Origin of the sequence: Mesorhizobium sp. M0037, assembly GCF_040323635.1 — a bacterium.
Taxonomy (GTDB): domain Bacteria; phylum Pseudomonadota; class Alphaproteobacteria; order Rhizobiales; family Rhizobiaceae; genus Mesorhizobium.
In genome coordinates this window covers 123,911-150,305 of the sequence record NZ_JAMYVB010000005.1, presented here as the reverse complement: position 1 = coordinate 150,305, position 26,395 = coordinate 123,911, and the positions used below count along the sequence as shown (strand labels likewise).

At 60.2% G+C, this 26,395-nt stretch carries 21 protein-coding genes and 1 tRNA gene; 12 read left to right on the top strand and 10 right to left on the bottom strand.

The features are described from left to right. Positions 1-1,584: a GumC family protein gene (locus NKJ78_RS10735; protein ID WP_352459812.1), complete on the bottom strand. Its 1,584-nt coding sequence runs from the start codon at positions 1,582-1,584 to the stop codon at positions 1-3. A 218-nt stretch (positions 1,585-1,802) separates the two neighbouring features. Next, entirely contained in the window at positions 1,803-3,065 is a 1,263-nt protein-coding gene (locus NKJ78_RS10730; protein WP_023703943.1) for a VpsF family polysaccharide biosynthesis protein, read from the bottom strand. A gap of 256 nt (positions 3,066-3,321) precedes the next feature. On the opposite strand from NKJ78_RS10730, the gene NKJ78_RS10725 reads away from it, so the two are divergent. Continuing rightward, positions 3,322-4,425 (top strand): acyltransferase family protein, encoded by a 1,104-nt coding sequence (locus NKJ78_RS10725; RefSeq protein ID WP_352459813.1) that lies wholly within the window; start codon positions 3,322-3,324, stop codon positions 4,423-4,425. 42 nt (positions 4,426-4,467) lie between these two features. Here NKJ78_RS10725 and NKJ78_RS10720 read toward each other — a convergent pair whose 3' ends face one another. Next, the gene (locus tag NKJ78_RS10720) at positions 4,468-5,382 is read right to left on the bottom strand and encodes a glucosamine inositolphosphorylceramide transferase family protein (protein ID WP_352459814.1); all 915 of its coding nucleotides are present in this window, start codon (positions 5,380-5,382) and stop codon (positions 4,468-4,470) included. Between the two features lie 735 nt (positions 5,383-6,117). Between NKJ78_RS10720 and wecB the strand changes: the two genes are divergently transcribed. From wecB to NKJ78_RS10705, 3 genes are read left to right on the top strand one after another with little or no spacing between them, the layout of a single operon-like run. Further along, a complete protein-coding gene (gene wecB / locus NKJ78_RS10715; RefSeq protein WP_023686302.1) occupies positions 6,118-7,272 on the top strand; it encodes a non-hydrolyzing UDP-N-acetylglucosamine 2-epimerase in 1,155 nt (384 codons plus the stop codon). After that, positions 7,265-8,602 (top strand): UDP-N-acetyl-D-mannosamine dehydrogenase, encoded by a 1,338-nt coding sequence (wecC, locus tag NKJ78_RS10710; RefSeq protein WP_023686301.1) that lies wholly within the window; start codon positions 7,265-7,267, stop codon positions 8,600-8,602. The genes wecB and wecC overlap by 8 nt, the downstream gene beginning before the upstream one ends. Beyond that, entirely contained in the window at positions 8,599-9,402 is an 804-nt protein-coding gene (locus NKJ78_RS10705; RefSeq protein WP_023725122.1) for a WecB/TagA/CpsF family glycosyltransferase, read from the top strand. Before wecC ends, NKJ78_RS10705 begins: the two co-directional genes overlap by 4 nt. Before the next feature lie 40 nt (positions 9,403-9,442). Here NKJ78_RS10705 and NKJ78_RS10700 read toward each other — a convergent pair whose 3' ends face one another. Continuing rightward, positions 9,443-10,882 carry a lipopolysaccharide biosynthesis protein gene (locus NKJ78_RS10700; protein WP_352459815.1) on the bottom strand — a complete coding sequence of 480 codons (1,440 nt, stop codon included), beginning with the start codon at positions 10,880-10,882 and terminating at the stop codon, positions 9,443-9,445. Positions 10,883-11,050: 168 nt separating this feature from the next. Here NKJ78_RS10700 and NKJ78_RS10695 point away from each other — a divergent pair, with 168 nt between their 5' ends. Next, positions 11,051-12,169 carry a glycosyltransferase family 4 protein gene (locus tag NKJ78_RS10695; protein ID WP_352459816.1) on the top strand — a complete coding sequence of 373 codons (1,119 nt, stop codon included), beginning with the start codon at positions 11,051-11,053 and terminating at the stop codon, positions 12,167-12,169. Positions 12,170-12,187: 18 nt separating this feature from the next. On the opposite strand, the gene asnB is transcribed toward NKJ78_RS10695, so the two are convergent. Then, entirely contained in the window at positions 12,188-14,077 is a 1,890-nt protein-coding gene (gene asnB, locus NKJ78_RS10690; RefSeq protein WP_352459817.1) for an asparagine synthase (glutamine-hydrolyzing), read from the bottom strand. A 223-nt stretch (positions 14,078-14,300) separates the two neighbouring features. Next, positions 14,301-15,542, bottom strand: a complete 1,242-nt coding sequence (locus tag NKJ78_RS10685) for a glycoside hydrolase family 5 protein (protein WP_352459818.1) — start codon at positions 15,540-15,542, stop codon at positions 14,301-14,303. A 16-nt stretch (positions 15,543-15,558) separates the two neighbouring features. On the opposite strand from NKJ78_RS10685, the gene NKJ78_RS10680 reads away from it, so the two are divergent. From NKJ78_RS10680 to NKJ78_RS10670, 3 genes are all read left to right on the top strand, one after another. Then, positions 15,559-17,565 carry a heparinase II/III family protein gene (locus NKJ78_RS10680; protein WP_352459819.1) on the top strand — a complete coding sequence of 669 codons (2,007 nt, stop codon included), beginning with the start codon at positions 15,559-15,561 and terminating at the stop codon, positions 17,563-17,565. A 203-nt stretch (positions 17,566-17,768) separates the two neighbouring features. Further along, complete coding sequence (locus NKJ78_RS10675) at positions 17,769-18,761, top strand: sterol desaturase family protein (protein ID WP_023737711.1); 993 nt, start codon at positions 17,769-17,771, stop codon at positions 18,759-18,761. After that, positions 18,758-19,912 carry a GNAT family N-acetyltransferase gene (locus tag NKJ78_RS10670; protein ID WP_023737712.1) on the top strand — a complete coding sequence of 385 codons (1,155 nt, stop codon included), beginning with the start codon at positions 18,758-18,760 and terminating at the stop codon, positions 19,910-19,912. The genes NKJ78_RS10675 and NKJ78_RS10670 overlap by 4 nt, the downstream gene beginning before the upstream one ends. Before the next feature lie 285 nt (positions 19,913-20,197). On the opposite strand, the gene NKJ78_RS10665 is transcribed toward NKJ78_RS10670, so the two are convergent. Further along, positions 20,198-20,274, bottom strand: a tRNA-Met gene (locus NKJ78_RS10665). 236 nt (positions 20,275-20,510) lie between these two features. On the opposite strand from NKJ78_RS10665, the gene NKJ78_RS10660 reads away from it, so the two are divergent. Next, complete coding sequence (locus NKJ78_RS10660) at positions 20,511-21,470, top strand: Gfo/Idh/MocA family protein (RefSeq protein WP_023737767.1); 960 nt, start codon at positions 20,511-20,513, stop codon at positions 21,468-21,470. A 65-nt stretch (positions 21,471-21,535) separates the two neighbouring features. On the opposite strand, the gene mnmA is transcribed toward NKJ78_RS10660, so the two are convergent. Next, positions 21,536-22,726: a tRNA 2-thiouridine(34) synthase MnmA gene (mnmA, locus tag NKJ78_RS10655; protein WP_023683624.1), complete on the bottom strand. Its 1,191-nt coding sequence runs from the start codon at positions 22,724-22,726 to the stop codon at positions 21,536-21,538. Positions 22,727-22,983: 257 nt separating this feature from the next. On the opposite strand from mnmA, the gene sciP reads away from it, so the two are divergent. Next, the gene (gene sciP / locus NKJ78_RS10650) at positions 22,984-23,259 is read left to right on the top strand and encodes a CtrA inhibitor SciP (RefSeq protein WP_013529904.1); all 276 of its coding nucleotides are present in this window, start codon (positions 22,984-22,986) and stop codon (positions 23,257-23,259) included. Positions 23,260-23,323: 64 nt separating this feature from the next. Here sciP and NKJ78_RS10645 read toward each other — a convergent pair whose 3' ends face one another. Next, the gene (locus tag NKJ78_RS10645) at positions 23,324-24,253 is read right to left on the bottom strand and encodes an NADP-dependent oxidoreductase (protein ID WP_023737768.1); all 930 of its coding nucleotides are present in this window, start codon (positions 24,251-24,253) and stop codon (positions 23,324-23,326) included. Between the two features lie 90 nt (positions 24,254-24,343). On the opposite strand from NKJ78_RS10645, the gene NKJ78_RS10640 reads away from it, so the two are divergent. Further along, positions 24,344-24,745 (top strand): winged helix-turn-helix transcriptional regulator, encoded by a 402-nt coding sequence (locus NKJ78_RS10640; protein ID WP_023691645.1) that lies wholly within the window; start codon positions 24,344-24,346, stop codon positions 24,743-24,745. 109 nt (positions 24,746-24,854) lie between these two features. Here the strand turns inward: NKJ78_RS10640 and NKJ78_RS10635 are convergent, their stop codons facing one another. Then, positions 24,855-25,232 (bottom strand): flagellar export protein FliJ, encoded by a 378-nt coding sequence (locus NKJ78_RS10635; RefSeq protein ID WP_023669945.1) that lies wholly within the window; start codon positions 25,230-25,232, stop codon positions 24,855-24,857. Between the two features lie 449 nt (positions 25,233-25,681). Here NKJ78_RS10635 and ctrA point away from each other — a divergent pair, with 449 nt between their 5' ends. After that, complete coding sequence (gene ctrA, locus NKJ78_RS10630) at positions 25,682-26,377, top strand: response regulator transcription factor CtrA (protein ID WP_006203583.1); 696 nt, start codon at positions 25,682-25,684, stop codon at positions 26,375-26,377. Positions 26,378-26,395 lie beyond the last annotated feature (18 nt).

The window sequence follows — 26,395 nt, the reverse complement described above, 5'->3', positions numbered from 1 at the left end:
TCAGGCGCGGCTGGCAATGACGTCCGGGCGGTTCGGCGGAAGACGCATGTCGCGCACGATACCCAGGGTAATGGCGAGCAACATGCCAAGGATGATGCCGCCAATGGCCCCCAGGCCGATCATCACGACGGTGCGCGGGGGCCATGAACGGCCCTTTGGCGGCACTGCGGTTGAAATTACCTGCACATTGGTGCTGTCGATCTGTTCGCGCTCGGTTATCTGGCGTGCGCGCGACAGGAAGCTCTCATAGATAGCCGTCTTCGACGCGGCGTCACGTTCAAGCTCACGCAAGGCGACCTCGGAATCGCTATCCGAGAACACGTTGCCCTTCAAGTCATTCATCTTGGCATTGAGGGAGGCCGACGAGGTTTTGGCGGCATCGAGATTGACCTTCGCCAGGCGCAGGGTGCGCGCGTATTCGGCGCTGAGTTGCGCGCTGACCGTGTTGTACTCCGTCTTCAGCCTGACGATCGACGGATGACGGGGGCCAAAGGTCATCGACTGCGAATCGATCTGCTGGCGCAGGCCATTGGCCGTTGCGCGCAGCGCCACAAGCGCTTCCGACGTGGCGGGACCGGAATTGGTGCCGTTTGCGCCGGCGGCAAGCAGGGCGTCGTAACTTGCCTGCGCGGCGATGACGCGCGATTGCGTCTCCACGATCTGGCCGTTGAGCTGGGTCATGGTTTGCGAGGAAACAAGCTGCCCATTGCTGGTGGCCAGATTGTGGCTGCGCCTATAGGCCTCGACCTTCTCTTCAGCCGCCTGCACATCGCTCTTGAGCTGGCCCAGCCGCCCGTCCAGCGCGGCCGCGGCACGGCTGGCGCCGGAAGCCTCGGCGCTGGCCAGCTCTTCCTGGAAAGTCTTGACGATATCCTGCGAAATCAGGATCGCCTTAGCGGGGGTTTCCGCCGATACCATCAAGGTCGTGACAAACGACTTTTCATCCGCGATGCTGCTAACCCGTTCCGCCAGGTTCTTCAGGGCGGTAAGCTTCGGATCGGGTTTGGCGCCGTCCGTCCCTGTGCGGCTACGGTCCGCGTCGAAGAACTCCGGGTCACTGGCCAGGTCAAGATCGTCTACAACACGTGAAAGCACGCTGCCCGAGGTCAAGATGCGCTCTTTGCTGCGCGCGCTGAGCAGCTGTCCATCGACCTGGGCCGATTGCGGGTAAAGATCATTCGGAACAACCTGAAGATTGGCGGGATTGATGAGGATGTCCGTGGTCACGGTGTAGCGCTGCTTGCTCAGCAGAGCGTAGGCACCGCCGATGATCCCGCCGACGATTGCCAGCAGGCATACCAGAGCGAGGCCGGCGCGCAGCCAGACAAACAGACGCCCGAAATCGAGTTCGAGAAAGGTTCCGATCTTGTTGAGCGTCACCGTCGTGACGGGCTCGGCTACAGGCGGCGCCACGGGTGCAGGCGACACAGGGGCCGACGTTACAGCGGGTGCCGCCGCATGTGCCATGATCGGCGCGGTTTGTTGCGGCTTTGGCCTGCTGGCGCGCCGCGCATTTTCGATCCGTTCATAGGGGCTAATGCCGGCGGCGGCCGCGGTTGGAGGAGGACCGGAAGCGGCGGACATCATGCTAACCCTTTAATATTCAATACGCACAGCCTGCTTTACGGAAACATCGTTAATATTTCATTTTCCAGGCGTGTCAGGCGCGTTCTGGAACAGCGATCTATCCACCCTTGGTCGGTATTCTGCCACGCCCGTCGTAGCCTGGCAAAGCGTGCAGGCGTTTCAAATGGAAATGCAAGAGGTCGTCGCGAGGGCACCCACAAGGACGGGCTTTGGCGTCATGTCGCTGTTGATGCTGGTTGGCCTTGAACGGGCGTGCCGGTTTGGCGCCCATCCGGCTTTCGATAAGCGAGCAACAAGATGACGAGCAGCATGATATCCGGCGCCTTCGAAGAGAGGGCATTGTTTGACAATGCCGCGAGAATGGACGCGGCCGCTGCGATATGGGCGGCCCGAGGCGTATTGCGCAGGAGCTTGAAAAGGAACCGGAAGAAAGCAAACGCGAAGAGCAGGGCGATCGGCAGGCCGAACAAAAGCGTAAGAACGACCGGCGTGCTTTCGATGAAGGGGAGGTTGAGCTTTTCGTTGACGATCTTCAACAACTCGTTGGGATTCATGCCAAGCAGGATGTCCCTCCATTCAACGAACTTGAATACATCGTAGATCTTGACGCGCGCGTCGTAATTTTGATCAAAGAGCGTGTTGCTGAAGCGGTTCAGCAGCCCCGCCGAAAAGAGTATCGCAATCAGTATGGCGCCACCGGCCAGCGTCAGCATCAGCACCAGGAGTTTGGCCTGGCGTTGATGTCTGGGTGACAAGTCCGGCCAAGGCAGGAACACGAGCAGGAACAGGATCTCGCCGCAAGCGAGCAGCAGGGCGGTGCGCGCGCCCGAAGCGGCCGTGCCGATGAAGAGAATGAAGATGCAAAGCGCGCACACCCAGATACGCCACCGCGTCAATGCAACGAAACCTATGGCGGTGGTGCAAAGCGCGCCCAGCGCCAGCGGATGGGCCGACAGTCCGATCGGCCGAAAGTCCAGCTCAACGAGGGGATAGGGCAGGAATCGATGCTGGGTGACGGCCTCGATCGTTCCGATGATGGCGCTGAGGACAATCATACCGACGATGACATTGCCAAGCGCCCTGCGCACATGGTCACCCAGGGCAAGCATGATCATCGCCGCGGCACAAGAGACCAGATAGGAATCGATTATGAAGCCGGCCGAGCCGGCACGGCCTATCACGAAGAGATAAGGCACCAGCCACAACAGCAGCAGCGAATATAACAATGTCGCCTTGAACAGCCTGACTTCATCGCCTTCGAGCCGAATTGGCCGGGTCGTGGCGATGACGACAAGCAGCAGAAAGATGGCATAGGTCCCGATATGCAGCTTTTCGGGAAACGACCCCCCCTCCGTCGAATAGGACATCACCATATTCATCAATTGCGGAGAGATGGTCGAGCGGAGCAGGAAAGCGAAGGCCGCGAGGAGAAAGAACAGGAGTGTGAGGGCGTCTTGGCGGCTGGCCTGCGCGGTCACGAACTGTTGCTCTGTGGGGGTGACACTCACGATTATCTGACCAGCGTTGCGGCTTGCGATTGAGATGGCAGGGGACGAACGCACCCCCGGGTACATTTTCCTGCAAGAACGTAAAGGAATATGGATAACCCGATCTTAACAGTGGCGATGCCCGGCATGGGCTATTTCATGAAGTCGGTAACCCACACTTAATTGGCCGGTCGTATTGATGGCGATGCTTTGCACGGCGCCCGACGCGCTGCCTGTGGACGGCACAATGGCATCAGGCGCCGGCAAAGCGCAGGAGATCAAGGTGAAGAAGTTCTATTCGATTCAGTATCTTCGCGCCTGCGCCGCCTTGCTGGTTCTGTTCGCACACGCCTTTTCCTATCAGATTGGCGTGGACAATCTGATTATTGTGACGGCGGGCCGGCTGGGCGTCGTTCTGTTCTTTGTCATCAGCGGTTTCATAATGGTCCATATTACGGGAGATGGTCCGTTTTCCGCTGCCACCTTCCTGAAACGCCGAGCAATCCGGATCATCCCCCTTTACTGGCTTTTCACCAGCCTCGCCGCGGTTCTGGCGGCGCTCGCGCCAAGTCTCTTCCAGAAGACCGTCTTTACGTGGCCCCACTATCTTCAGTCGCTCCTCTTCATTGTTCACGAAGCGCCTGGACGGGATAGCGCCAGTCCAATACTCTCACTCGGCTGGACGCTCAATTACGAGGTATTTTTCTATATCGCTTTTGCGGTGTTCGCATTCCTGTCCGTGACCTCGCGCGTATTTGTGCTGACGGTCTTTTTCATTGCGATGTGGATAGCCGGGCTGTGGCTGGCTCCCACCAACCCTGTTATCCAGTTCTATCTCAACCCTTCTCCGGTGGCATTCGTCATCGGTATGTGGATAGGGCGGCGCTATTTGGACGGTGATTTCACTTCCGACATACGCCATGCTTGGATATTCGGCGTAATGACCGCTGCGGGCGGGGTGCTTTCATTCGTCGATGACGGTACGCCGCTCTTGGGTCAGGTCAGCTTCGCGGGACAAGCAATGTGGGCGGCGGGCCTACTTCATCTCAGCCTCATTCTGGAGCCGAAACTCAAGCACTGGAGCCTTCTCGAGCAGTTGGGCGACGCTTCCTACGCGCTTTATCTGTCGCATATCTTCGTGATCGGCGCTGTGGCGTACCTGGCCAGACGCACCGTCGGATACGAGCATCCGACAACGGTATTGTTGGTGTCGGTGGTCAGCATCGTGGCAGCCTGCCTCGTCAGTCTGGTGATTTACGAGATGATCGAGAAGCCGATTCTTCAGACCCTGAACGGCAAAAGGAAGACGAGAAACACACCGCTTCCTCATATTGCCACGGAGAACAAATAAGCAGGCCACGCAACGGGACGGTCACGGCTTTCAGCGCTTCAGTCAGCCCGCGCTGTCCACGACCTCGACATTGCCGGCGCGGTTAAGCGTATGAATGCCCGTGCGTGCCCATGCCGGACCCGCGCCGATCGGCCGGGGCGAGGCGAAGCGGACATCGGACGCGTCGAGTCGCTCAAGCTGCATCAGCCCCAGACCACCGCCATAGGCCCTCGATCCGTTCTGCACCGGCAGCACCAGGGCATCGTCCTGGCGGATAAAGGCGCCGCCCGGCCGGGTGGCCGAATGATCGACGGCAATGGGATTGAGCGGATGGGCGACCCATGGCCCGCGCAGCGAGGGCGCGCAATAGACCGCCATCGTGTCCGACGCGCTGCCGTAGCCGAACCGCTCCGTTCCAACCAGCCAGAAGCGACCGTCGGATTCGAGCAGCGTCGCGTCGTTGAAATCCCTGTCCGTCATCAGCACCGTGTCGCGGACCCAGCGGTCGGGAAACTGCGCCGCGCGATAGAGCACAAGTTCGCGAGCCGAACCACTTTCGGGGATCATGAAAATCTCGCCATCGTGTGCGAACACCTGCGGATACGACAGGTGGTGCGCTTCCTCCAATACAACACTTGGAACACCGAAAGTGCCATCGTCACCGAGCTCGGCGACGGAAATCACGCCGCGACTCGTCGCGTAGGGGAATTCCTCGACAAACAGATGATGGCGGCGGTCGGCCTCGAAGACGAACGGGTCGGCATAGAAGCGTTGGCCATCGTCCGGCAGGACTGTGAACGGTTTGCCGTCGAGTTGCCCGGTTTCGGCGATGCCTGGTCCGTCGATCACCCGATAGGCAACCTGCCAATAGAAGGGGCGTCGTCCCCGCCTGATTTTTTGCACGGCGCGATCGATCAAAGCCCTGCCAAAAAAGGGCACATAGTGTCGAACAAAACTGTCGTTCTTCAGGATCGGCACCGGGTTGTCGCTTACCGGCACAAGCTTGCCCGCAAAGAAGCGGGCGACGGTTTGCATGATCAGCGACATGGCGCCGGCGAGCAGATCGTTGCAGCTTCGAGATAGCCAGAGCCTGTCTGCCAGCATCGGTCTAGCCTGGGCCACGACAACGCCATCGAGGCGAGCGCCAAGTTCAGGCAATTGTCCGCTCGCCAACATTGCGGCAACGCCGGCTGGAAAGCTGTTGCGACCGCAAAATTCGAGCCTCAGGACTGGCGCGTCTTGCCCCGTTGCCCTGGCAGTGAGATCTATGACGAGGTCCGGAGGGCCGCGATCGATGGGCGGCAACGGCTCGGACTGGCCCGCCAGCGAGGGACCGAAACGCCGGCTCTCGATCGCCAAGACAGTGTCCAGCCCCCGAGCGGTTGGCGCCGGCGCCGGCGCGTGGCAACTCGAGACCTCATAACCTGCCGCACCCAACCGCATGAAAAGCTCATTTTCCCAGCGCCGGGATGCGACGGCGTGGCCGATGATTAAAATATTAGTCAACCCAAGTTATTCTCGTTAAAGCAAAAAATGGCTTTGCTCTGGTATCTTTCCCCACAGTTCCTGGCAAGGGTTGCCCAAGGGGGGCTGCGGACTCTAGCGTTAATCATACGTTAATTTTTTTGAATACGAAGGCGGTTCAGGGCGCTATTGTTAGGCTGAAAGCACATGTCAGCCGGGCGCCCACGCTTTCGGTGACCAGGGTCAACCATGAACGCCGTTTCACATCCGAACTTGCCCTCAAGGCGAAAACTGCTGATCGTGTTCGGCACGAGGCCGGAGGCGCTCAAATGTTTTCCGGTGGCGCGGGCCGCGCTCGCCCATCCAGGCTTCACCACGGAAATATGTGTGACGGGCCAGCATCGCGAGATGGTCAATCAGGTCATTGAACTAACGGGCCTGCCGGTGCACTACGATCTCAACATCATGCAGCCAGGTCAGACGTTGTTCGACGTGACCTCGCGCGTGCTCCTCGGAATGGCGGGGGTGCTGGAGAAGGCGAAGCCGGACATCGTCGTCGTCCAGGGCGACACAACCACCGCGATGACCGCGGCTCTAGCTGCCTTCTACAAGCGGATTCCGGTTGCCCATATCGAGGCGGGATTGCGCAGCCACAACATCAACTCTCCCTTTCCGGAGGAACTGAACCGCAAGATTGCCGGCAACATCGCCACCTGGCATTTTGCGCCGACCACCGAGGCGCGCGACAATCTCATCGCCGAAGGAAAGGCTGCGAACACCATCTTCGTAACCGGCAATACCGTGATCGACACGCTGCTGCATTTCTCCAGCGAGATCGATGCCGACAAGCTGATGAACGCCAAGCTCGCCGCTCGTTTCCCCTTCATCGATCCGACCAAGAAAATGATACTCGTCACCGGTCATCGCCGTGAGAATTTCGATGGCGGCATCCAGAGAATCTGCACCGCGCTGAAGGCATTGTCGGCGCGCAGGGATGTGCAGATCATCTACCCGGTCCATCCCAACCCGAATGTGCGCTCCGTGGTCGAGGCCGAAATCGGGACGGTGCCGAACATCCACCTGATCGACCCGCAGGACTATTTGCCGTTCCTGTACCTGCAGAAACAGAGCTACCTGGTGTTGACCGACAGCGGCGGCGTGCAGGAAGAGGCGCCTTCACTCGGCAAGCCGGTGCTGGTGATGCGGGAAAACACGGAGCGACCCGAAGGGATCGCCGCTGGTACTGCCCGGCTGGTCGGCACCGATATCGAAAAAATTCTGGCCAATGCCAATAGCCTGCTCGATGATGAGAGCGTCTATCGCGGCATGGCGGAGAGGCACAATCCATACGGCAATGGCCAAGCTGCGAGCCGGATCGTTGAGGAATTGCTGAATCATGGCTGAAATCAAAACCGTTTCCGTTATCGGCATGGGCTATATCGGCCTGCCGACCTGTGCCATTTTTGCCAGCCGCGGACTCGATGTCATCGGTGTCGATATCAACGAGGCGGTGGTCGCGAAGGTCAACCGCGGCGAAATCCACATCATCGAACCGGACCTGGATGGTTTGATCCAGAAAGTCGTCGCCAATGGCAAGCTCAAGGCATTCAGTACGCCTCAGCCGGCCGATGCCTATATTATCGCCGTTCCAACTCCGATCACCCCGGACCGCAAGCCGGATGTCAGCTACGTGCTTGCGGCAGCGCGAAGCATCGCTCCGGTGCTAAAACGGGACGACCTGGTGGTGCTGGAATCAACATCGCCGGTCGGTACGACGCGTGTCATGACAGCGCTGCTCGCGGAACTGCGACCCGATCTCAAATTTCCCGTCGCACATGGCGAGGAAGCTGACGTCCTGGTCGCCTACTCTCCCGAGCGCGTGCTGCCGGGAAAGGTGCTGACCGAACTGATCAACAATGATCGCTCGATCGGCGGGCTGTCCCGAAAGTCTTCGGAGCGGACAGCGGCACTCTATTCAAGCTTCGTCGCCGGCGACCTGTTCATAACCCAGGCCGAAAGCGCGGAACTGGTTAAGCTGACCGAAAATGCGTTCCGCGATGTCAATATCGCCTTCGCCAATGAGCTTGCGGCGGTGTGCCAGGATCTGTCGCTCAACGTCTGGGAGGTAATCGATCTCGCCAACCGGCATCCTCGCGTGAACATCCTGCAGCCGAGCCCGGGCGTGGGCGGCCACTGCATTGCGATCGATCCGTATTTTATCATCGACGCCGCACCGAACAATACGCGGCTGATCAGTTCGGCACGGCGCATCAATTCCGAGCGACCCTTGTCGGTGGTCAGGGACATCGAGGCATTGCTCGACCCGACCCGCAAGCAGACGATCGCCTGTCTTGGCCTCAGCTTCAAACCCAATATCGACGATATGCGCGAGAGCCCGGCTGTCGAGGTTGTTAAGCTTCTGTCCAAGATTCCCAATATCAAGATCGTCGCTGCCGAGCCCAATGCGCGTCAGTTGCCACACGAGCTCGAGGGCAGCGGCGTCATGTTCACCGATGCACTTTCCGCTATTGACCAATCCGATATCGTCGTCCTGCTGGTCGACCATCGACAATTCAATCTGATCGATCCCGAAGCGCTCAAGGACAAGAAGCTCGTCGACACACGGGGCCTGTGGACCTGGCGCAAGGCGCGCAAGCCCGACGCCCGCATCGAAGGCAAGAAATCCGAAATGGAACGCTCGCAGTCTCTCGCTCGCACCGGAGAAGCGGCATGAACTCGCATGACCCGGCATGGGCGCAACACTCCCTATTGGCATCACGCCGCCGCGAGTTTCTCGGTGCGACCATCCATGCGCTGACCATGGCCGAGACGCTGGCCATCGCAGACGAGGCGATGGCGACGCGGCGACCGCTTCATCATGTTGTCGTGAACGTCGCCAAGCTTGTGAACATGCGCAAGAATGCCGAACTGCGCGAGGATGTCGTCGGGGCGGATATGGTCAATGTCGACGGCAAAGGCGTGCTTTGGGGCGCGCGGCTCTGCGGCGTCGAGTTGCCGGAGCGTGTGACCGGCGTCGACGTCATGATCAACCTGCTTGCGCTGTGCGCCAAGCGTGGCTATCGCCCCTACCTTTTGGGCGCTGAACAGCACATTCTCGACGCAGTTGAAAGCCGACTTGCCAGAGATCATCCGAGCCTGGCCATTGCCGGCCGGCGCAATGGGTATTTCAAGGCGGAGGAAGAGGCCGCGATCGTCGAGGCCATCAACGCTTCAGGTGCCGACTGCCTGTTTGTGGCGATGCCGACGCCGAGCAAGGAGCGCTTTCTCAAGCGCTATCGCGACGTACTCGCTCCGAGTTTCGTCATGGGCGTGGGCGGCAGCTTCGACGTCTATGGTGGAAAGGTCGCCCGGGCACCGAAACTGGTTCAGGCGGCGGGCCTGGAGTGGCTGTTTCGCGTGGCGCAGGAGCCGCGACGCTTGTGGCGCCGCTACTACGATACCAACACCGCCTATGCACTGCTGCTGTGGCGTGAGTTCTGGTCTCGCCGGGGACGCCGAAACGTCAATCCGTAGGCTCGCGACTTTCAGACAAGCATGCCTCATTGCGCGGGATTTATGCGATCCGGAGCCGTGCCCTTAGCTTGCCGATGAACTGCGTCACGGCCGCGGGGTGAAACAACCAGGTCAGTCCCAGGAAAGCCGCAGCGCCGGCGACACCGCCCGCCGCGAGCGGAAAGATCGCCGGCATATTGCCCAGCGCAGTGCTGGCAAGGCTGGCGGCCAGTCCGGTGCAGATAGAAATGATGGCCGAGACAGCGATGTCGCGCCAGGGAACCGGCACCGGCGTGAGCCTCTCGGCGATGACGATGCAGGCTGCAAGACCTGCCAGCGATCCGCCCGCCAACGCCAACGCCGCGCCAACCTCCGCCATGGTGGGAATCAACATAAAAGACAGTGAAATCGTTGCCACCGAGCCGAAGGAATTGGCGATGATCAGCAACCACGGCCGCTTATGTGCGTGCACCACGACGCCATAAACGAAGCTTGTGAGATTGGCACAAAGAACGCTGAAGGCGATGATCGGAAACAGCAGACCGAAGCGACCATGATATTCCGCGGGCAGCAGGAGTCGCGTGATGTCGCCGCTGAGCGCGATAAGCATTGCTGCGACCGGCAGGCAAAGGCGTATCATCAAGGCCATGAGTTGCGACAACAACCGCCCGGACGCCTCGGATCCCTCTTCGTCGAAGCGGCTGACCACTTCTGGAAATGCGCCCATGTTGATTGCGTTGGCGACCATATCAATCGGCTGCCGAGCCAATGCGTAGGCGGCTGCGAAGACAGCCACCGCGCCGGCATCGTAGTAGAGCTTGAGGAAGACGCGTTCAGCGCTGTTGAGACCGAAACCGACCAGCGCCATGATGACGAGGGGCACGCCGAGGGCAAAAAACTCCTTGTGGGTGAAGCGCGGCGGGCCGCCAATAACGCGCCCGGATGCCACCACGCACGCCACGATGCCGGCAATCAGCACGGCGAGGCTCGAGCCGAGCGATACCGTCAGAAACGAGCGTTGGAAGATAAGGATGGCGGCGATCGGCAAGGCGAGTTGCAGCAGGCCGCGCAGATATTCAAGCATCGAATAGAGGGAATGACGCTGCTGCATTTGCAGCACCGTCAACGCGAACCGGCTGATGGAGCCGGCAATCAGATAGCTGCAGACGGCGATTGCAAATTCGATCCAGCGCTCCGGCACGATCACCGCCGAGGCGATCACGGATATGATCAGGGCCAGCACCGTGGTGACAAGCAATACCTGTCCGGCAAGCATCAGGCTGCCACGGCTGACGTCGCCTTTTCCGCCAAGCCGCAGCAAGGCAATGCGCAGCCAGTTGGTAACGGCAACATCCGTCATTTCGCCCACGGTGACCACCAGGGTCAGCAGGCCATACTCGGTCTGGTCGATCAGCCGCGTCATGACGACCAGCAGGAGCAGAGCGGAAACCCGCGTCAGCAGAATAGCTGGGCCATAGATGAGTGTGGAACGGAGCAGCAAAGGGTTGTTCCCGGAAAATTTGCCGTCGATTAATCGTTGACCGACGGGAATTCCAGCATGATGACGGCAAAGGGTGAACGGATACAGTTTGAACCAAAAGATTTGTCGTAAACCTTTTTTGGAACCTTTGCTTTACGGTCACCCGGCATCCGCAATCCAAATGGTGTCATGTTGCAGCGTCTCGCCCACAATAGAAAAATACATGTCCTGGTCGCAACGCCCTCGGGCGTTTCGGGACAAGGCGGCATCGACCGGATCATGGGGGCGCTGAAGCAGGAGTTCGAACGGCAAGAGATCGCCGACATCGATCTGCGCTTTCTTTCCAGCCGTGGCCCGGGACATGTCGGGCTTTCGATCTTCTACATGCTTGGTTTTTGCGCGCGGATGCTTGCGGCCCGCCTCGACAGACGCGCCGACGTCATTCACATCAATATATCGGTCTCCGGCAGCACCTATCGCAAGATGATGATCGCCGCCTGCGCCAGGCTGTTGTCCATACCATATGTCCTTCATCTGCATGGGGCGCAGTATCAGACATTCTGGAAAGATGATCATAGTTTCATGAGCCGCCGTATCAGGGCTCTGTTCGAGCATGCCGGCCGGGTGATTGTCCTCGGGGGGCTTTGGCGCGATTTCGTCGCCAGCCGGGCACCGGCGAACGGCGGCAATATTGTCATCGTTCCCAACGCCACGGCAGTTCCTTCCCTGGCGCATGTCGGCGGAGGCGATCACGTGCACATCCTGTTCCTCGGCCGCATCGGCGAGCGAAAGGGCGTGCCGCAGTTGGGCGAGGCGCTGGAGCGGATGAAACATCTCAGGGGTTGGCGTGCCACGATCGCCGGCGATGGTGAGGTCGAGCCGGCACGAGCGAGGTCGGTCGCTCTAGGGATTGCCGACCGTATTGCTTTTCCGGGCTGGGTGGGACCTGACGAGGTCGCATCACTGATCGCTTCGGCCGATATTCTGGTGCTCCCCTCGTTCGCCGAAAATCTGCCAATGTCGGTGATCGAAGGCATGGCTGCCGGCCTGGCTGTCGTGGCCACCCCGGTTGGCGCGGTCGAGGACATCATCACCCACGAACAATCCGGTCTGTTGGTGCCGCCCGGCGATGTGGCGGCGTTGACCGAGGCGTTAACTCGGCTGGTCGAGGATACGGCGCTGCGCGCGCGGCTTGGCGCCGCCGCCATGGCGGTGCACCGGGAAAGGCTTGAGCTTGCACCGTTTGTCGACGCGATCTGCGTTGTCTGGAGATCGGTCGCGTCCGAGGCGCGATCGGTCAAGCGCTGACGCTGTCCTTCATTGTCGTCACTGCGGCGGGCCAAGCGCGAATTCGCGGTGGAATATCTCCAGGTTCAAAAGCGCCCATATCAGTTTTTCGTGGTCCGCGGCGCGCTCGGCGTGCTCCGTGACAATCTGGTCCAGCTTCTTGGCGCTCAAATAGCTACGGATGACCGAATGGGACGAACACAGATGGTCTCGTACATAATCGCTCATCGACCCGCGGAACCATTCGGCGACGGGCACCTTGAAGCCGATCTTTGGCCGGTTGAGGGCCTCGTCGGGAACCATGCCGGCCATGCCGTCGCGCAGGATCTGTTTGCTGCCCAGGAGGCCGAGCCTGTAACGATCGGGCAGCTGGCTGACGAAGGAAACCAGATCGCGATCAAGGAATGGCATTCGCCCCTCGATTGAACCGGCCATCATCATCCGGTCGCCCCGTTCCAAGAGGTTGTCGGGCAACCACGATGTCTGATCAAAAAACAACACACGGCGCAGATGGGATTCCGTCACACTCGAAGAGAACGGGAAATCGTTGCGGTCATGGCCGCAAGTGGCCAACCCACCGAGGAGCGAATCGCGTTCCCGCGCCGTCATGGCTCCAAACCAGGAGATCATCCGGGTTGCAAAGTCCCGTTCACCCGCGCTTCGGGCAAATATGTCGAACTTGGCCGATGCGCCGGGCAATGCGCGCATCAAAGGGGCGAGGAGATTGTTGTGAAGCGACGCTGGAACAAGTGACCGGTAGACACCCGCCAGAGACTCTGCGCGATGTTTGGGGTAGCCGCCGAGAATCTCGTCCGCCCCTTCGCCCGTAAGCACCATCTTGACGTCCCGCGAGGCTCGAACCGACATCAGGTAAATTGGAATGTCCGTACTTTGTGAAACAGGTGCCCCCCGATGGCGGACCATCTTAGGCAGATGATTCATCAGGTCATCCGCCTGGATGACGATTTCGCAATGATCGGTCTTGAAATGATCGGCGACGCGCCGGGCGAATGGAAGCTCGCTGTAAGCCTGTTCGCTGAAACCGACCGAAAACGTACGAATCGGGTTGTCGCTGTGCCTGGTCATCAGGGCAACGATTGCCGACGAGTCGAGCCCCCCGGATAGAAAGGCGCCAAACCGCGCATCACTGCGCATCCTGATCTCGACAGAACGGTCGAGCAATTCCAGAAATCGTCGCTTGGCGGTTCCTGGATCGATATCCGCTGTCAGATCGGTCTGATCCGGGGGCGCATAATAGCGCGTTTCCGTTACTTCCCCTTGCGACCACACAGCGTAGCTTCCCGGGTTGAGCTTACGGATCTGTTTGAAAAGCGTCCGCGGTCCAGGCACGTAACGCCAGGTCAGATACTCGCGCACTCCATCCAGATCGAGCTGCTGGCCATCCGGCTGCGCAGACAACAACGCGCTGATCTCCGAGGCAAACGACAGCAAATTTCTGCCTTGCATGAGGTAAAGGGGTTTTTTTCCAAAGGGGTCGCGAGCGAGGATCAATTCGCGCCGTTGAGCGTCCCATAGCGCAAAAGCGAACATCCCGCTCAATCGGTCGAACATGGCCAGGCGCCACTGGTCATAAGCCCTGAGCAGCACTTCCGTGTCGGAGCGTGTGCGAAAACGGTGACCGAGACCGATCAACTCCTCACGCAGCTCGATGTAGTTGTATATTTCGCCGTTGAAAATAATCCGGAGCCGTCCGTCCTCGGTCTGCATCGGCTGATTTGAATCGGCGTTTAAGTCAATAATCGCCAGGCGGCGATGCACCAATGCCAACTGGTCCTCGCCTGTATTCAGGTCCAAGAGTTCGATGCCTTCGGCATCGGGACCACGATGCTGCAAGGCATTCGACATCCCGACGGCCCGATCTTGTGGCTTCTCGACCCTGCGCCCAATCCAGCCGGCAATTCCGCACATTCTTTCCCTTGGCCCTCTTTCCCTTGTTTGCGTATGATCGAGGACACCAATCTACAGCGAATATATTAAATAGCTGCTCGGTGGAGTGATTTTAAAAATGAGCCTGATTTGGTTCGATCAGGCCCTCTCGGCTGCAACTGGAGACGACAGTCCTTGGGTTTCCACGCAATTGATCGCCAGCAACCAGGCAGACCGCTCGAACCGATCCTGACCCGATGACGAGTTATCGCAGGCCTAGTGCCCGCAACATCTCCCGGTCCGGGATCGCAGGCCCCTTGGGTTGGATAACACTCATTCCGTAAGGATTGGAGAATTCCCAGGCCGACCACGGCATCGCGAAACGTTCCGCCTCTCTGCGCACTGCCATGAGATAGCGCAGGCGATCAGCATCGAAAGCTCCCATGCGGCCATCCGCAGACATCAAGATAACGCCGAATTCGCCCACGAACAGGCGTCGGCTCGCTATGCCATGGGCTTCAGCCCAGTCGACCGCCTGACGGAAACCCGCTTCGAGCTGGCTCTGCCCCCAATTCTGCTCAAAGTATCGGGCGATCGTTTCACGCGCCGAGGCCATGTTCATCACCTCTTCGATCTGGCTCAAGCCGGCGGCGTCCATCTGCGCCTTGAGGGTTTCGGCGACCACTTCGGGCGTGCTGGCGTCGGCAGGCCAGGGAAGGCCGGAGGAGAAAGCGTTCTTGTCATCGGCCCGCTGGTGCGTGAAGCTGTGCGGATCATACATGTGGAAGCTGTAATAGACGTTAGGGTCGTCGAAGTTGGGGGCCAGGTTGACCAGTCCGGCGATGCTCCCGCCGCAGGCGCCGGTCGCGACGATGGTGAGTTCGCTGCTGACGGCGCGAATATCGCGAACCGTGCCTGCCATGATCCGCTGCCAGTCATCGCTGCCGCTTGAATCGCAAGGGTAGTAGGCGGGCTCGTTATAGGGCTCGAGGGCGACCTTGTCGGCGCCAATTTTGATCAGCATGGCAGCCACCGCCACTACCATTTTGCGATAGCGGGCAACACCCTCGCTGTCGGCCCCGCCATAGATCATTTCCATGCTGTAAGCCGGAACCTGGCTGACGCCATGCAGATCGAAAACCACCTTGAGCCCGCTTGAAACGACCCGCTGCACCGCAGCGGCAAGCATGTCCAGCGCCTGTTGTCGTTTGGCGCCCTCGCTGGCAAGCAGAGGGCCAGGGTCGACACTCAGCCGGACAAAGTCGAAGCCCATGGATCGAATGCGACCAAACTGGTCGCCGTCCGGCCAATCGGTGAGCGGCCTGCCGCCCGCAAGCCATTCCTTCTCGCTGCGATAGGGCGGCCATTTGTAGGAACCATCTTTCTCCACCGGCGACCAGTTGAGCCATTCATGGACGCCGACGCCGCGCTCAAGCGGGATCGGCGCCGCCTCGGCTGACATAGCCATGCCAAGCGCGCACGCTATGACGTAGACAACTATTCTCATCGCAAAACTCCGCGTCATGGCCGAAGATATTAACCGCGGGAACGGAAAAGAGGATGCCGCCACACGCTTTTTCGACGGGATGGTGTATGAGGATCAAAATCTTGGCGGAGCGCGGATGAGGGTCGGGTGGTATTTCAACCGATTGCGCAGCATGGAGTTGGCCGAGATATTGCATCGGTTGGACGAGCAGCGCCGGAGGACCGTTTCGCGCCGCCGCGACAACGGCTGGCAGCGCTATGCGTCGCCGCAGTTGCACCCGGTGCTGCACGGATTGCGGAATGCTGTGCCGGCCGCTGCGACACCAGCCCAGCGGCAAGCTATCGAGGCGGCTGCGCAAAACACTCTTCGGGGCCAGTTTTCAGCACTTGGGCAGACCTGGCCACAGCGAGACCCCTATACTCTCTTTCCACCCGAGCTCTGGCGCCTTGATCCGGTGACCGGCCGGCTTTGGCCAGGCCCCAAGACCCATACTTTCGATATCGATTTTCGCCATGCCACCGGCCGTGGCGATGTAAAATATGTCTGGGAAATCAACCGGCTGCAGCAACTGCCGCCACTGGCTGCCCATCTGCTTCTCACCGGCGATGATCAATCCCGTGCGGCCATCGAGGCGGCGATCGAGAGCTGGCATTTCGCCAACCCACCATTTCGGGGCGTTGGCTGGGCCTCGGGCATCGAGGTCGCGCTACGAGCCATCAGCCTGATTGTCACGCTCGACCTCGTCGGCGACCGGCTTGGCGCGGCGACACGAGAAAAAGTCGGTGAAATACTGGCGGCAAGCGCCTATTGGCTGCCGCGGTTTCCCTCCCGTTTTTCGTCCGCCAACAACCATCTCGTCGCGGAACTGGCTGGCGAATATCTGATCGGTCTGGCTTTCGGGGCCGAGGTAGCTCGCGAGTCGCTCCTGGCTGAGGTGCTCAAACAGATCCTGGCCGATGGCGCCGGGGCCGAGCAGACCCCGACCTACGCCGCCTTCAGTGCCGAACTTTTCCTGCTGTGCGCTGCGGCGGCGCGCCAGGCCGGGCTGCCTTTTCCCCAGCCCGTCGAAGCGCGTTTGGCCGCTTTCGCCAATTTCGCAGGCTGGCTCCCGCCGAAAACCAGCGGCTTCGGCGACAATGATGAAGGCCGCGTGATCACGCTGGGGGGCGAAACCGATTATGTCGGATCGGTCGCGGCCGCCATCCGTGGTTTTCTACGGATGCCGGGCAGCGCACCGGAGCCTGGCGATTTTCGTGCGCTTTTCTTCGGCGCGCCACCGCGGCCGGCGCCGGTGCCGAATGGATTGCATACATTCACGCAAGGCGGGCTCTCCGTCTGGCGCGGCGAGATGAATGGTCGCAACGTCCATCTGACATACGACCACGGCCCGCTGGGCTACCTTTCGATAGCGGCGCACGGTCATGCCGACGCGCTGTCGCTCACCCTGTGCATTGACGGCGATCCGGTGCTGGTCGACCCCGGCACATGGCTCTATGGTTCGGGGGGAGGCTGGCGGGACTGGTTCCGCTCGACGCCGGCGCACAACACGCTGAACCTAGAGGGTAAAAGCCAAAGCATCATCTCCGGGGCGTTCAACTGGTCGCACAAGGCGGTTGCGACATTGGTGGAGAGCGAGCCGGGGCCGCACTGGAGGCTGTGTGCCCGACATGACGGGTACAAAGGCCGCTTCGGCGTTGTGCATCAACGCGCCGTGACACGCGATGGCGACGGCATCCTCGTGACCGACCAACTGCTCGGCGGCAGCCGCGTCGCTGAGATCGTCTTCCAACTCGCCGCCGACCTCCAGGCCAACAGGGATGGAAACATTGTCACGATATTGCGCGGCGCTGAACCTTTGATGACTATCCACTTTCCAGACGCAGCGATCGACATCCGTTCCGGCGGCGACACACCGGGCCAAGGCGGCTGGGTTTCGCCGCGTTTTGGTGCAAGGCAGCCAGCCGAACGCCTCGCATGGCGTGGCCAAGTAGGCGAAAAGGGAGTAGTCATCCGGCTCGCGCCAAGTCCGCCGCAGACCCGATAACGGGCAGGTTGCAGGCGCAGTGTTCGACATTAATTACGTTCAGATATTTAGCGGTTTTGACACTGTTGATCTGCTAATTTGGCCATGATTGTTTTGCCAGTCGCACCCCGATACACAGTTGCCGGCAGCATATGATGGGCTTGGCAATATGTGCTTCGCGACGAGCCGGATCGCCATTTCACCACCTAGGAGCCACTGCATCGATGTTTTCGGAATTCGCCAGAGTGATCGTGGAAAAACTCTCACACATCGATCTGCTGACACTCGGTCTCCTGTTGCTCACGGCGCTGGGGAGCGCGGTGGTCGCCTACTGGCGAACGGTCGAACAGAAATCCTTCCGGGACTTTTTCGACTTCGCCTTTCCCGCGGAAGTCATCATGCACCCATCCGCGCGAGCGGACGCATTGTTCTGGATCACGAAAAGACTGGTGATGCCCTTCCTGCTCATTCCCGCCGGTGTCACCTTCGTTGCCGCCACGGGATATGCAACAAACCAGGCAGTCGGCTGGCTCTTCAGCATCTCGCAACCGCTGATACCCGGCCCCGCCGGCCCAGTGACGATCATCCTCTTCACCGCAACCATGCTCGTTGCTTACGATATCTCCTACTACCTATATCACGTTGCCCAGCACCGTTTTCCGTTCCTGTGGGAATTGCACAAGGTGCATCATTCGGCCGAAGTGATGGTTGGGATCACCAAGGACCGGGTTCACCCCCTGGACGATCTGATGAACCGGATCTGGGACGGCGTCATACCGGGGATCAGTTTCGGCTTGTGGAGCCTGATTGCGCTTAATCCGGTCGAGATCGCCATATTTGGCATCAACGTCTATGTCATTCGCAACATTCTCATGATGGACTTTGTTCGCCACACGCATCTGAAGATTTCCTTCGGCCGGTTGAACGGCGTCATCTTGTGTCCGCACTGGCACCAGGTGCATCACAGTGTCGACCCTCGCCACTACGACAAGAATTTCGGGCTGCTTTTTTCATTCTGGGATCGCATATTCGGAACGCAGTTCATCCCGGATCCGGACGAAGACCTCAAGTTTGGACTGATAGATCGCGACGTACGCGACTATCAGTCGCTTTTTGGACTTTACGTGCTGCCGCTCAGGAAAATGGCAAACCATATCGTGCGACTTTTTCAAAAGCGCATCGATGTCGCGCGGCCGCAGGACCGTCTCCAACCATGAACAAAATGGCTTCGATTGACGCTGTTGGTGCGGAGCGACTGGAAATCGTCAGTTCGACGGATCGCCTGGCCGCCATCGAAGCCGAATGGGTAGACCTATGGCATCGTACCCATGCACTGATCTTTCAGAGCCATGCCTGGGTTTCGGCATGGTGGAGCACCGTGTTCGACCGCGACCGGCGCTCGCTGCGGATCGGCCTGGTATGGCGCGATGACAGGCTGGTCGCTGTCATTCCCCTGGCGATCGGCAGACGAAAAGGACTTCGGCTCCTCGAATGGGCCGCCAATAGCTATACGGACTATGGTGATATTCTTGTCGCGCCGGAATGCTCCCTATCGGCCCTCCAGAACCTCTGGAACCGGATCTGTTCGGCGGGTGGCTTCGATCTTGCTTTTATCAATCGTCTGTCGCCGGATGCGGCAGCCCGCAGGATTTTTACACCGGGCTCTTCCAGCGGCGTCAAGCTTCGCGCCAATCACCGGGAGGAAGTCAGTTATCGCGTCGGTGGACAGTGGGCCAGCGGAGCAGCGTGGCTGGCGGACCAGTCGAAAAAGATGCGCCAGAACTATCGGCGCGGCATCAAGATACTGGAAGAAACAGGCGAAGTGAAATTCCGCCTCCTGTCGGCCGACGAGCCGCTGCAGCCATTGCTGGAGCGACTGTCGGCGCTGAAGCGCAGATGGCTGGAAAAGCACACGCGTGAATCCGACCTTTTCGAAGAGGGCGAGCCGGCTTTTGCCGCCCTGGTGGACGCGCTGTCACGCGCCGGTGTGCTGCGCATTTTCGTACTTGAATGCAATGGTGCGATGGTCGCGGTTTCCATCAACATCGTCCAGCACAACGTCATGATGGCATTCGTTACCACCTACGACCCTGATTTTAGCCGAGCGTCGCCGGGTGCGGTCCTGATTACGGAGTATATACAGTGGTCGTTTGATCACGGCTTGGGATTGGTCGATTTCCTCTGTGGCGGAGAGGCCTTCAAACATAGGTTTGCAACACAGGCCGTTACCCTCCAATCCGTTCTCGGGGCACGCACTGTGCAGGGCGCGCTCGCTTCTCTCGCTGATCGTATCTGTCAGACGATCCGCGTACGCTCACGCGGATTGGCGTCGGCGAATCCAGAGCGCCCGCCCGATGAGACTGCTTAATTTAGCTGGATAACTCGGGCAGAAGCCGCCGAGCGTCAGGGGCTTGGCGGGCGACACGGGCGCGCCATTCGAAAATCCGCGTCGATTGCGCCTCGGAATCGGGACCGAATGGGTCCGCAGGTGGAGACTTTCGAGGCGCAGTTTGTTGTCTGCGAAGCGTCGCAACACGTTCGTTGGCGTCACAATGGCAGCAGGCTAGGTCCTAAAATCATTGAAGACTTTTTCGGACAGGGCGCCTACCATAGGTCCGCGTCTTTGCTATTATTTCAATAGCTTAAGGTGGGCTGGTAGCGGGAGAGGGACTTGAACCCCCGACCCCAGGATTATGATTCCCGTGCTCTAACCAACTGAGCTACCCCGCCAGGGCGGCGAAAGGCCCGAAATCCGCCTTAAATCGAAAGGCATTTCGAGGCGTTCGCCAAGGTCGCGCGGATATAAGGTTGGGAGGGCGAGCCTGTCAAGCATCGATGCGCGAGGGGCGCCGGCATATTGTCGCCGGTAAAAGCTTTGCCGGGCTGGCATCTCCGGTAAGCCACCGGGGTTGAGTTCGACGGGGCACGCCGCTATGTCTCGGCCAAGAAATTAGAGTTTGAAGCTGATGAAGCCGCGCATTGCAGTCCTCGGTTGCGGATACTGGGGCAGCAACCACATCCGCACCCTCAAGGCGCTCGGCACGCTGCATGCGGTTTCCGATGCCAATCGGGCGCGGGCCGAAGGCTTTGCCAGCGAGCAGGACTGCCTGGCGATCGAGCCCGACCAGCTGTTCGTGCGTGATGATATCGACGCCATCGTCATGGCGCTGCCGCCGCAGTTCCATGCCGATCTTGCCGTGCGCGCCGCTGAGGCCGGCAAGGACGTGCTGGTGGAAAAGCCGATTGCGTTGACCGTGCCCGACGCCGAGCGCGCCGTGCAGGCGGCCAGGGACAATGGCCGCGTGTTCATGGTCGGCCATGTCTTGCGCTTCCATCCCGCCTTCGAGACGCTGAAGGCGCTGATCGACAATGGCGAGCTCGGCGAGGTCCGCTACATCCACTCGCACCGGCTCGGCCTCGGCAAATTCCACACCGAGAACGACGCACTGTGGGATCTGGCGCCGCACGATCTGTCGATGATCCTGGCCATCACCGGCACCGAGCCGATCGAGGTCAGGGGCGAGGGGGCGGCACTCCTCGACAATCTCAGCGATTTCGCGCATCTGCACATGCGTTTTCCCAACGGGCTGCGCAGCCATCTCTTCACCTCGCGGCTCAATCCCTATCGCGAGCGGCGGCTGACCGTGGTCGGCACCAAGGCAATGGCGGTGTTCGACGATGTCGAGCCCTGGGAGCGCAAGCTGGCCGTCTACCGCCACGCGGTGTGGCAGGACAGCGGCCAGTGGGCCTTCACCACCAACGAGCCATCCTATGTCGCGGTCGGCCAGGGCATGCCGCTGACGCGCGAGCTCGAGCACTTTATCCAGTGTATCGAGACGCGGGCCGAGCCGCGCACCAGCGGCGAGGAAGCCATCAGGGTGCTCCGCATCCTGACGGCGGGTACAGTCACGCACACAAAGTCCTGAGACCGTTTCGAAACTCTGCCCGTAAGGCAGATCGAAACTAAAACTGTCTCCGAGAGGGGTAGTGTTTACTCTGCGGGAATCTGCGCCGGCCTGGCTGCGAGCCGGCTGAGCATGGCTTCGGCCTCGGCGCCGCGCTCGGAGCGCTCGATGAAGCCGCCGCCGAAGACGCGGGCTTCGTTGCCGTCGTCGGAATAGAGCACGCAGGCCTGTCCGGGCGCGATGCCGGACTCGCCGTCGACCAGTTCGACAAAGGTGCTGCCGGCGCGGTGATGCAGCACGGCCGGGCGCGGCGGCCGCGTCGAGCGGACCTTGGCGAACAGCTCCATGCCGGCGGCCGGAATGTCGGACAGCGCGCGATCGCCCAGCCAGTTCATGTTGCGCAGATAGATCTTGTGGGTCTCCAGCGCCTCGCGCGGGCCGACGATGACACGGGCCCGGTCGGCGTCGAGATGGACGACGTAAAGCGGCTCGCCCGAGGCGATGCCGATGCCGCGGCGCTGGCCGATCGTATAGCGCAGGATGCCGTCATGGCGACCGAGCACGCGGCCGTCGATATGGACGATGTCGCCTGGGTTGGCGGCAGCTGGCTTCAGCTTGGCGATGATGTCGGAATATTTGCCCTGCGGCACGAAGCAGATGTCCTGACTGTCCTGCTTGGCGGCAACGGTCAGCCCCATTTCTTCGGCGATGGCCCGCACCGCAGGCTTGGACAGCCCACCCAGCGGAAAGCGCAGATAGTCGATCTGCGCCTGCGTGGTGGCAAACAGGAAATAGCTCTGGTCGCGGTCGGCATCGACGGGCCGGAATAGCGCGCGGTGGGCGCCATTGGCCCCGGAGCGGATATAGTGGCCGGTGGCGAGCGCATCGGCGCCAAGGTCCTTGGCGGTGGCCAAAAGGTCGGCGAACTTCACCGTCTGATTGCAAGAGACGCACGGAATGGGCGTTTCGCCGGCGACGTAGCTTTCGGCAAACGGGTCGATGACCGCCTTACGGAAGCGCTCCTCATAGTCGAGCACGTAATGCGGAATGCCCAGTGTCTCGGAAACGCGGCGGGCATCGTCAATGTCCTGGCCGGCGCAGCACGACCCGGCCCGGTGCGTTGCGGCGCCATGGTCGTAGAGCTGCAGCGTGACGCCGACGACATCATAGCCTTCGCGCTTCAAAAGGCCGGCAACGACAGACGAATCCACACCGCCCGACATGGCGACGACGATGCGGGTGTTTTGCGGGCTGGCGGGAAGGTCGAGGCTGTTCATGGTTCTTTCGTTCTGCGCGGCGCTTCAATGGCAGTGGCGCGAATATAGGTCAACCACACCAGCGGCGCCAGCTTTGCGGCGGTGCCGATTTTGCGGGAAAATTGCGCGCCTGCCCGCCGTTGCCTCAAATGCCGACGAAAAGACTAACGCGGCGTTCATGATCCTTACCTACTCATTAGGGTTCGCTTAGGCAATTTTTAAAGCTGTGGCGGTAATGTGGTGGGGATTGGGTCTTTGAGTTTTTAGTAGAGAGTACGATGACCGATCTTGTTAGACCGCGAGTCAAATATGTTATTGGGCCTGACGGCAGCCCTCTTACGATTGCCGATCTTCCGCCGACGAATACACGTCGCTGGGTTATCCGGCGCAAGGCGGAAGTGGTTGCTGCGGTGCGCGGCGGGCTTTTGAGCCTCGACGAGGCATGCCAGCGCTACAAGCTGACCACCGAGGAATTCCTGTCCTGGCAAGCGTCGATCGACGAATACGGCCTTGCCGGGCTGCGCACGACGCGCATCCAGCAATACCGGCACTAGAGCCAGGACCACAATAGAAAAGGGCGCGGTAACCGCGCCCTTTTGCCTGTCGGTAATGCCTGCTTCAGACCGTCAGCACCACCTTGCCGATCGGCCTAGTGGCGAGAAAAGCGTGCGCGGCGCCCGCCTGTTCGAGCGGAAACGCCTTTGCCACATGGACCGCAAGCTTTCCCGCATCGACCAGTTTGGCAAGTTCGACGAGGCCTTCACGGTCGGGCACGACGGACATGCGCTCGACGCGGATCCCACGCGCAGCAGCCTTGGCTCGGGTGGTGTCGTGGACATTGAGCAGCGACACCAGGGCGCCACCGTCCTTCAGGACTGTCAGCGATTGGTCGGCATGGTCGCCGCCCATCGGCTCCAGCACCAGGTCGACGTCGCTGACCTCGGCGGTGAAATCTCGCTTGGTGTAGTCGACCACTTCATCGGCGCCGAGCGAGCGGACGAAATCGAGTTTCTTCGGGCTGGCGGTGGCGATGACATAAGCGCCGTGCGCCTTGGCGATCTGCACCGCCAGATGCCCGACGCCGCCGGCCGCGGCATGGATCAGCACGCGCTGGCCGCGCTTCAGGCCGCCATGGCGGACAAGGCCTTGCCAGGCGGTCAGGCCGGCCAGCGGCAGCGCGCCTGCATGAAAGTGATCGATGCCTTGCGGCTTCGGTGCGATTTCATCAGCCGGGGTGACAGCGAGTTCCGCATAGGCTGCGGCCTGCTTGGGAAAATGCGGCATGCCGAACACGGCGTCACCGACCTTGAGGCCGCCATCGACGCCTGGGCCCACCGCCTCGACCGTGCCTGAAATATCCCAGCCCAAAGTGAAGGGCGGTTCGCCCAGCAAAGGATAGTAACCGGCGCGCACCGAGCCATCGACCGGATTGATGCCGGCGGCATGCACGCGCACGAGCACTTCGCCTGACTTGGGCGAGGGCGCGGGGCGATCGGCGATGACGAGGACGTCGGGTCCGCCGACTGAATTCTGGACAACGGCACGCATGGGAGGCTCCTGCTGGGGTTTCTGTGCCACTATCATTTGGATAGTAATATTCCCTTGTCCAGTATGTACCTTTCCATATATGGGCACCTAATGGATAGTGATAATGATTGCGGCTCCGGCTATGACGCCTTCCAGCGGACGTGTCCTTCGCACGCCGTGCTCGAGATGCTGGCCAGCAAATGGGTCTATCTGACGGTTTGTGCGCTGCGCCGTGGCCGGATGCGCAACGGCGAACTGGCGCGTAAGCTCGAAGGCATCACGCCTAAAATGCTGACGCAGACGCTGCGCGTCCTCGAGCGCGACGGGCTTGTGCGGCGCGAAATCTTTCCGGTGATCCCGCCGCGGGTCGAATATGAATTGACCGAACTTGGCCAGAACCTGGCGGGGCTGCTCACCCAGATACGGTCCTGGTCGGAAGAGCATGTGCCTGACATCAAGCAAGCGCGGGCGAGGGCAGCGGCGAACCTGGACAGGGATTTGGCACGGGCCTGAAGCTGCGGCCGCCTTACGGGCCGGATCAGCAGCGCCGGAGCCTTTTGGCGCGCTACACGCAAAGCAAAGCGCGGCGTCAGGCGGCGCCGGTCGGGTTAAAACCCTGCCGTCAGCCGATCATGGCGCTGCGACCGCCGAGTTCCGCGTCGCGGATCTTGGTGTCGCGCGATTCCAGCATCTCGGCCTTGGAAAGCTCCGCTTCAGCTTCGCCGAGTAATGATTCGGCAGCGCTTCGCTGCTGGGCGAGGTCGCTTTGAGAGTTTCTGAGGTTATCACGGCGCAGACGCGCCGCCTTGGCGAAGGTCGGATAGGCAAAATGATTGATGTCGGTGATGCCGGCCTTCTTCTCCTCGGCGGTGATCTGAAGCTCCAGTTCAACGGCCATGCGCTCGAACTCGGCGATCATCATGTCGAGCTGCAGCAGCTGCCGCCGCTTCTCATTCACCTGAAATTGCTTCAGCCGAACGAGGTTTTCACGTGACTTCATGATTCGGTACTCCCGGAAACGCACACCTGCACATATCGTCCAATCCGCCCGCCAGGGCCTGGCGCCGCCCGTATCCACCGGCATTCCCCGAACTATGGGAAACAAATCCCTAAAGTTTTTTGCCGGCGGTAACCATTCGTTTACGCGCATTGTTAATCATAAGGGCGAGGACTTAAGGCCGGGTAAAAATTCCGGCTCCCGATACGGAAGCCGGCCAGCGAGTCCCTTGAGTCACTTAGTCCGACTTATTAATGTGTTGCATTAGCGATTTGGTTCTGTGATTCATCATTAGATTCAAGAGGGTGTAGAAAGGGGTTAAAAAATCTGGTACCGTCTTTGGTGCGGAATTAGGTTTTGTTAACCATTCGATGGCAGCCTCTGTTCAGGCAATCACTGCTCCGGTCCCGGATGGGTCGTGACATGGTCCGGCGGCAGAAAAGGGGAATGAAATGCGCGTTCTGCTGATAGAAGACGACAGTGCAACCGCTCAGAGCATCGAGCTGATGCTCAAATCTGAAAGTTTTAATGTTTACACGACCGACCTCGGCGAAGAAGGTGTCGATCTCGGTAAACTTTATGATTACGATATCATTCTTCTCGACCTCAACCTTCCCGATATGTCCGGCTACGAAGTCTTGCGGACACTTCGCCTGTCCAAGGTGAAGACGCCGATCCTGATCCTGTCCGGCATGGCCGGTATAGAGGACAAGGTGCGCGGCCTGGGCTTCGGCGCCGACGACTATATGACCAAGCCGTTCCACAAGGACGAGCTGGTCGCCCGCATTCATGCCATTGTGCGCCGTTCCAAGGGCCATGCCCAGTCGGTCATCACCACCGGCGACCTGGTGGTCAATCTCGACGCCAAGACCGTCGAAGTCGGCGGCCAGCGCGTGCATCTGACCGGCAAGGAATACCAGATGCTGGAGTTGCTCTCGCTGCGCAAGGGCACCACGCTGACCAAGGAAATGTTCCTCAACCACCTTTATGGTGGCATGGACGAACCGGAACTGAAGATCATCGACGTCTTCATTTGCAAGCTGCGCAAGAAGCTCGACGCAGCATCCGGTGGCCAGAACTACATCGAGACGGTCTGGGGTCGCGGCTATGTGCTGCGCGAGCCGGAAGACATCCGCGTCAGCGCCTGAGCGAACACCATCCGATTG

Bases quoted from the DNA above. Each gene is read 5' to 3' on its own strand.
- NKJ78_RS10735 (WP_352459812.1), bottom strand. From the start codon at position 1,584: ATGTCCGCCGCTTCCGGTCCTCCTCCAACCGCGGCCGCCGCCGGCATT.
- NKJ78_RS10725 (WP_352459813.1), top strand. From the start codon at position 3,322: ATGGCATCAGGCGCCGGCAAAGCGCAGGAGATCAAGGTGAAGAAGTTC.
- wecB (WP_023686302.1), top strand. From the start codon at position 6,118: ATGAACGCCGTTTCACATCCGAACTTGCCCTCAAGGCGAAAACTGCTG.
- wecC (WP_023686301.1), top strand. From the start codon at position 7,265: ATGGCTGAAATCAAAACCGTTTCCGTTATCGGCATGGGCTATATCGGC.
- NKJ78_RS10705 (WP_023725122.1), top strand. From the start codon at position 8,599: ATGAACTCGCATGACCCGGCATGGGCGCAACACTCCCTATTGGCATCA.
- NKJ78_RS10695 (WP_352459816.1), top strand. From the start codon at position 11,051: ATGTTGCAGCGTCTCGCCCACAATAGAAAAATACATGTCCTGGTCGCA.
- asnB (WP_352459817.1), bottom strand. From the start codon at position 14,077: ATGTGCGGAATTGCCGGCTGGATTGGGCGCAGGGTCGAGAAGCCACAA.
- NKJ78_RS10685 (WP_352459818.1), bottom strand. From the start codon at position 15,542: ATGAGAATAGTTGTCTACGTCATAGCGTGCGCGCTTGGCATGGCTATG.
- NKJ78_RS10680 (WP_352459819.1), top strand. From the start codon at position 15,559: ATGGCCGAAGATATTAACCGCGGGAACGGAAAAGAGGATGCCGCCACA.
- NKJ78_RS10675 (WP_023737711.1), top strand. From the start codon at position 17,769: ATGTTTTCGGAATTCGCCAGAGTGATCGTGGAAAAACTCTCACACATC.
- NKJ78_RS10670 (WP_023737712.1), top strand. From the start codon at position 18,758: ATGAACAAAATGGCTTCGATTGACGCTGTTGGTGCGGAGCGACTGGAA.
- NKJ78_RS10660 (WP_023737767.1), top strand. From the start codon at position 20,511: ATGAAGCCGCGCATTGCAGTCCTCGGTTGCGGATACTGGGGCAGCAAC.
- mnmA (WP_023683624.1), bottom strand. From the start codon at position 22,726: ATGAACAGCCTCGACCTTCCCGCCAGCCCGCAAAACACCCGCATCGTC.
- sciP (WP_013529904.1), top strand. From the start codon at position 22,984: ATGACCGATCTTGTTAGACCGCGAGTCAAATATGTTATTGGGCCTGAC.
- NKJ78_RS10645 (WP_023737768.1), bottom strand. From the start codon at position 24,253: ATGCGTGCCGTTGTCCAGAATTCAGTCGGCGGACCCGACGTCCTCGTC.
- NKJ78_RS10640 (WP_023691645.1), top strand. From the start codon at position 24,344: ATGGATAGTGATAATGATTGCGGCTCCGGCTATGACGCCTTCCAGCGG.
- NKJ78_RS10635 (WP_023669945.1), bottom strand. From the start codon at position 25,232: ATGAAGTCACGTGAAAACCTCGTTCGGCTGAAGCAATTTCAGGTGAAT.
- ctrA (WP_006203583.1), top strand. From the start codon at position 25,682: ATGCGCGTTCTGCTGATAGAAGACGACAGTGCAACCGCTCAGAGCATC.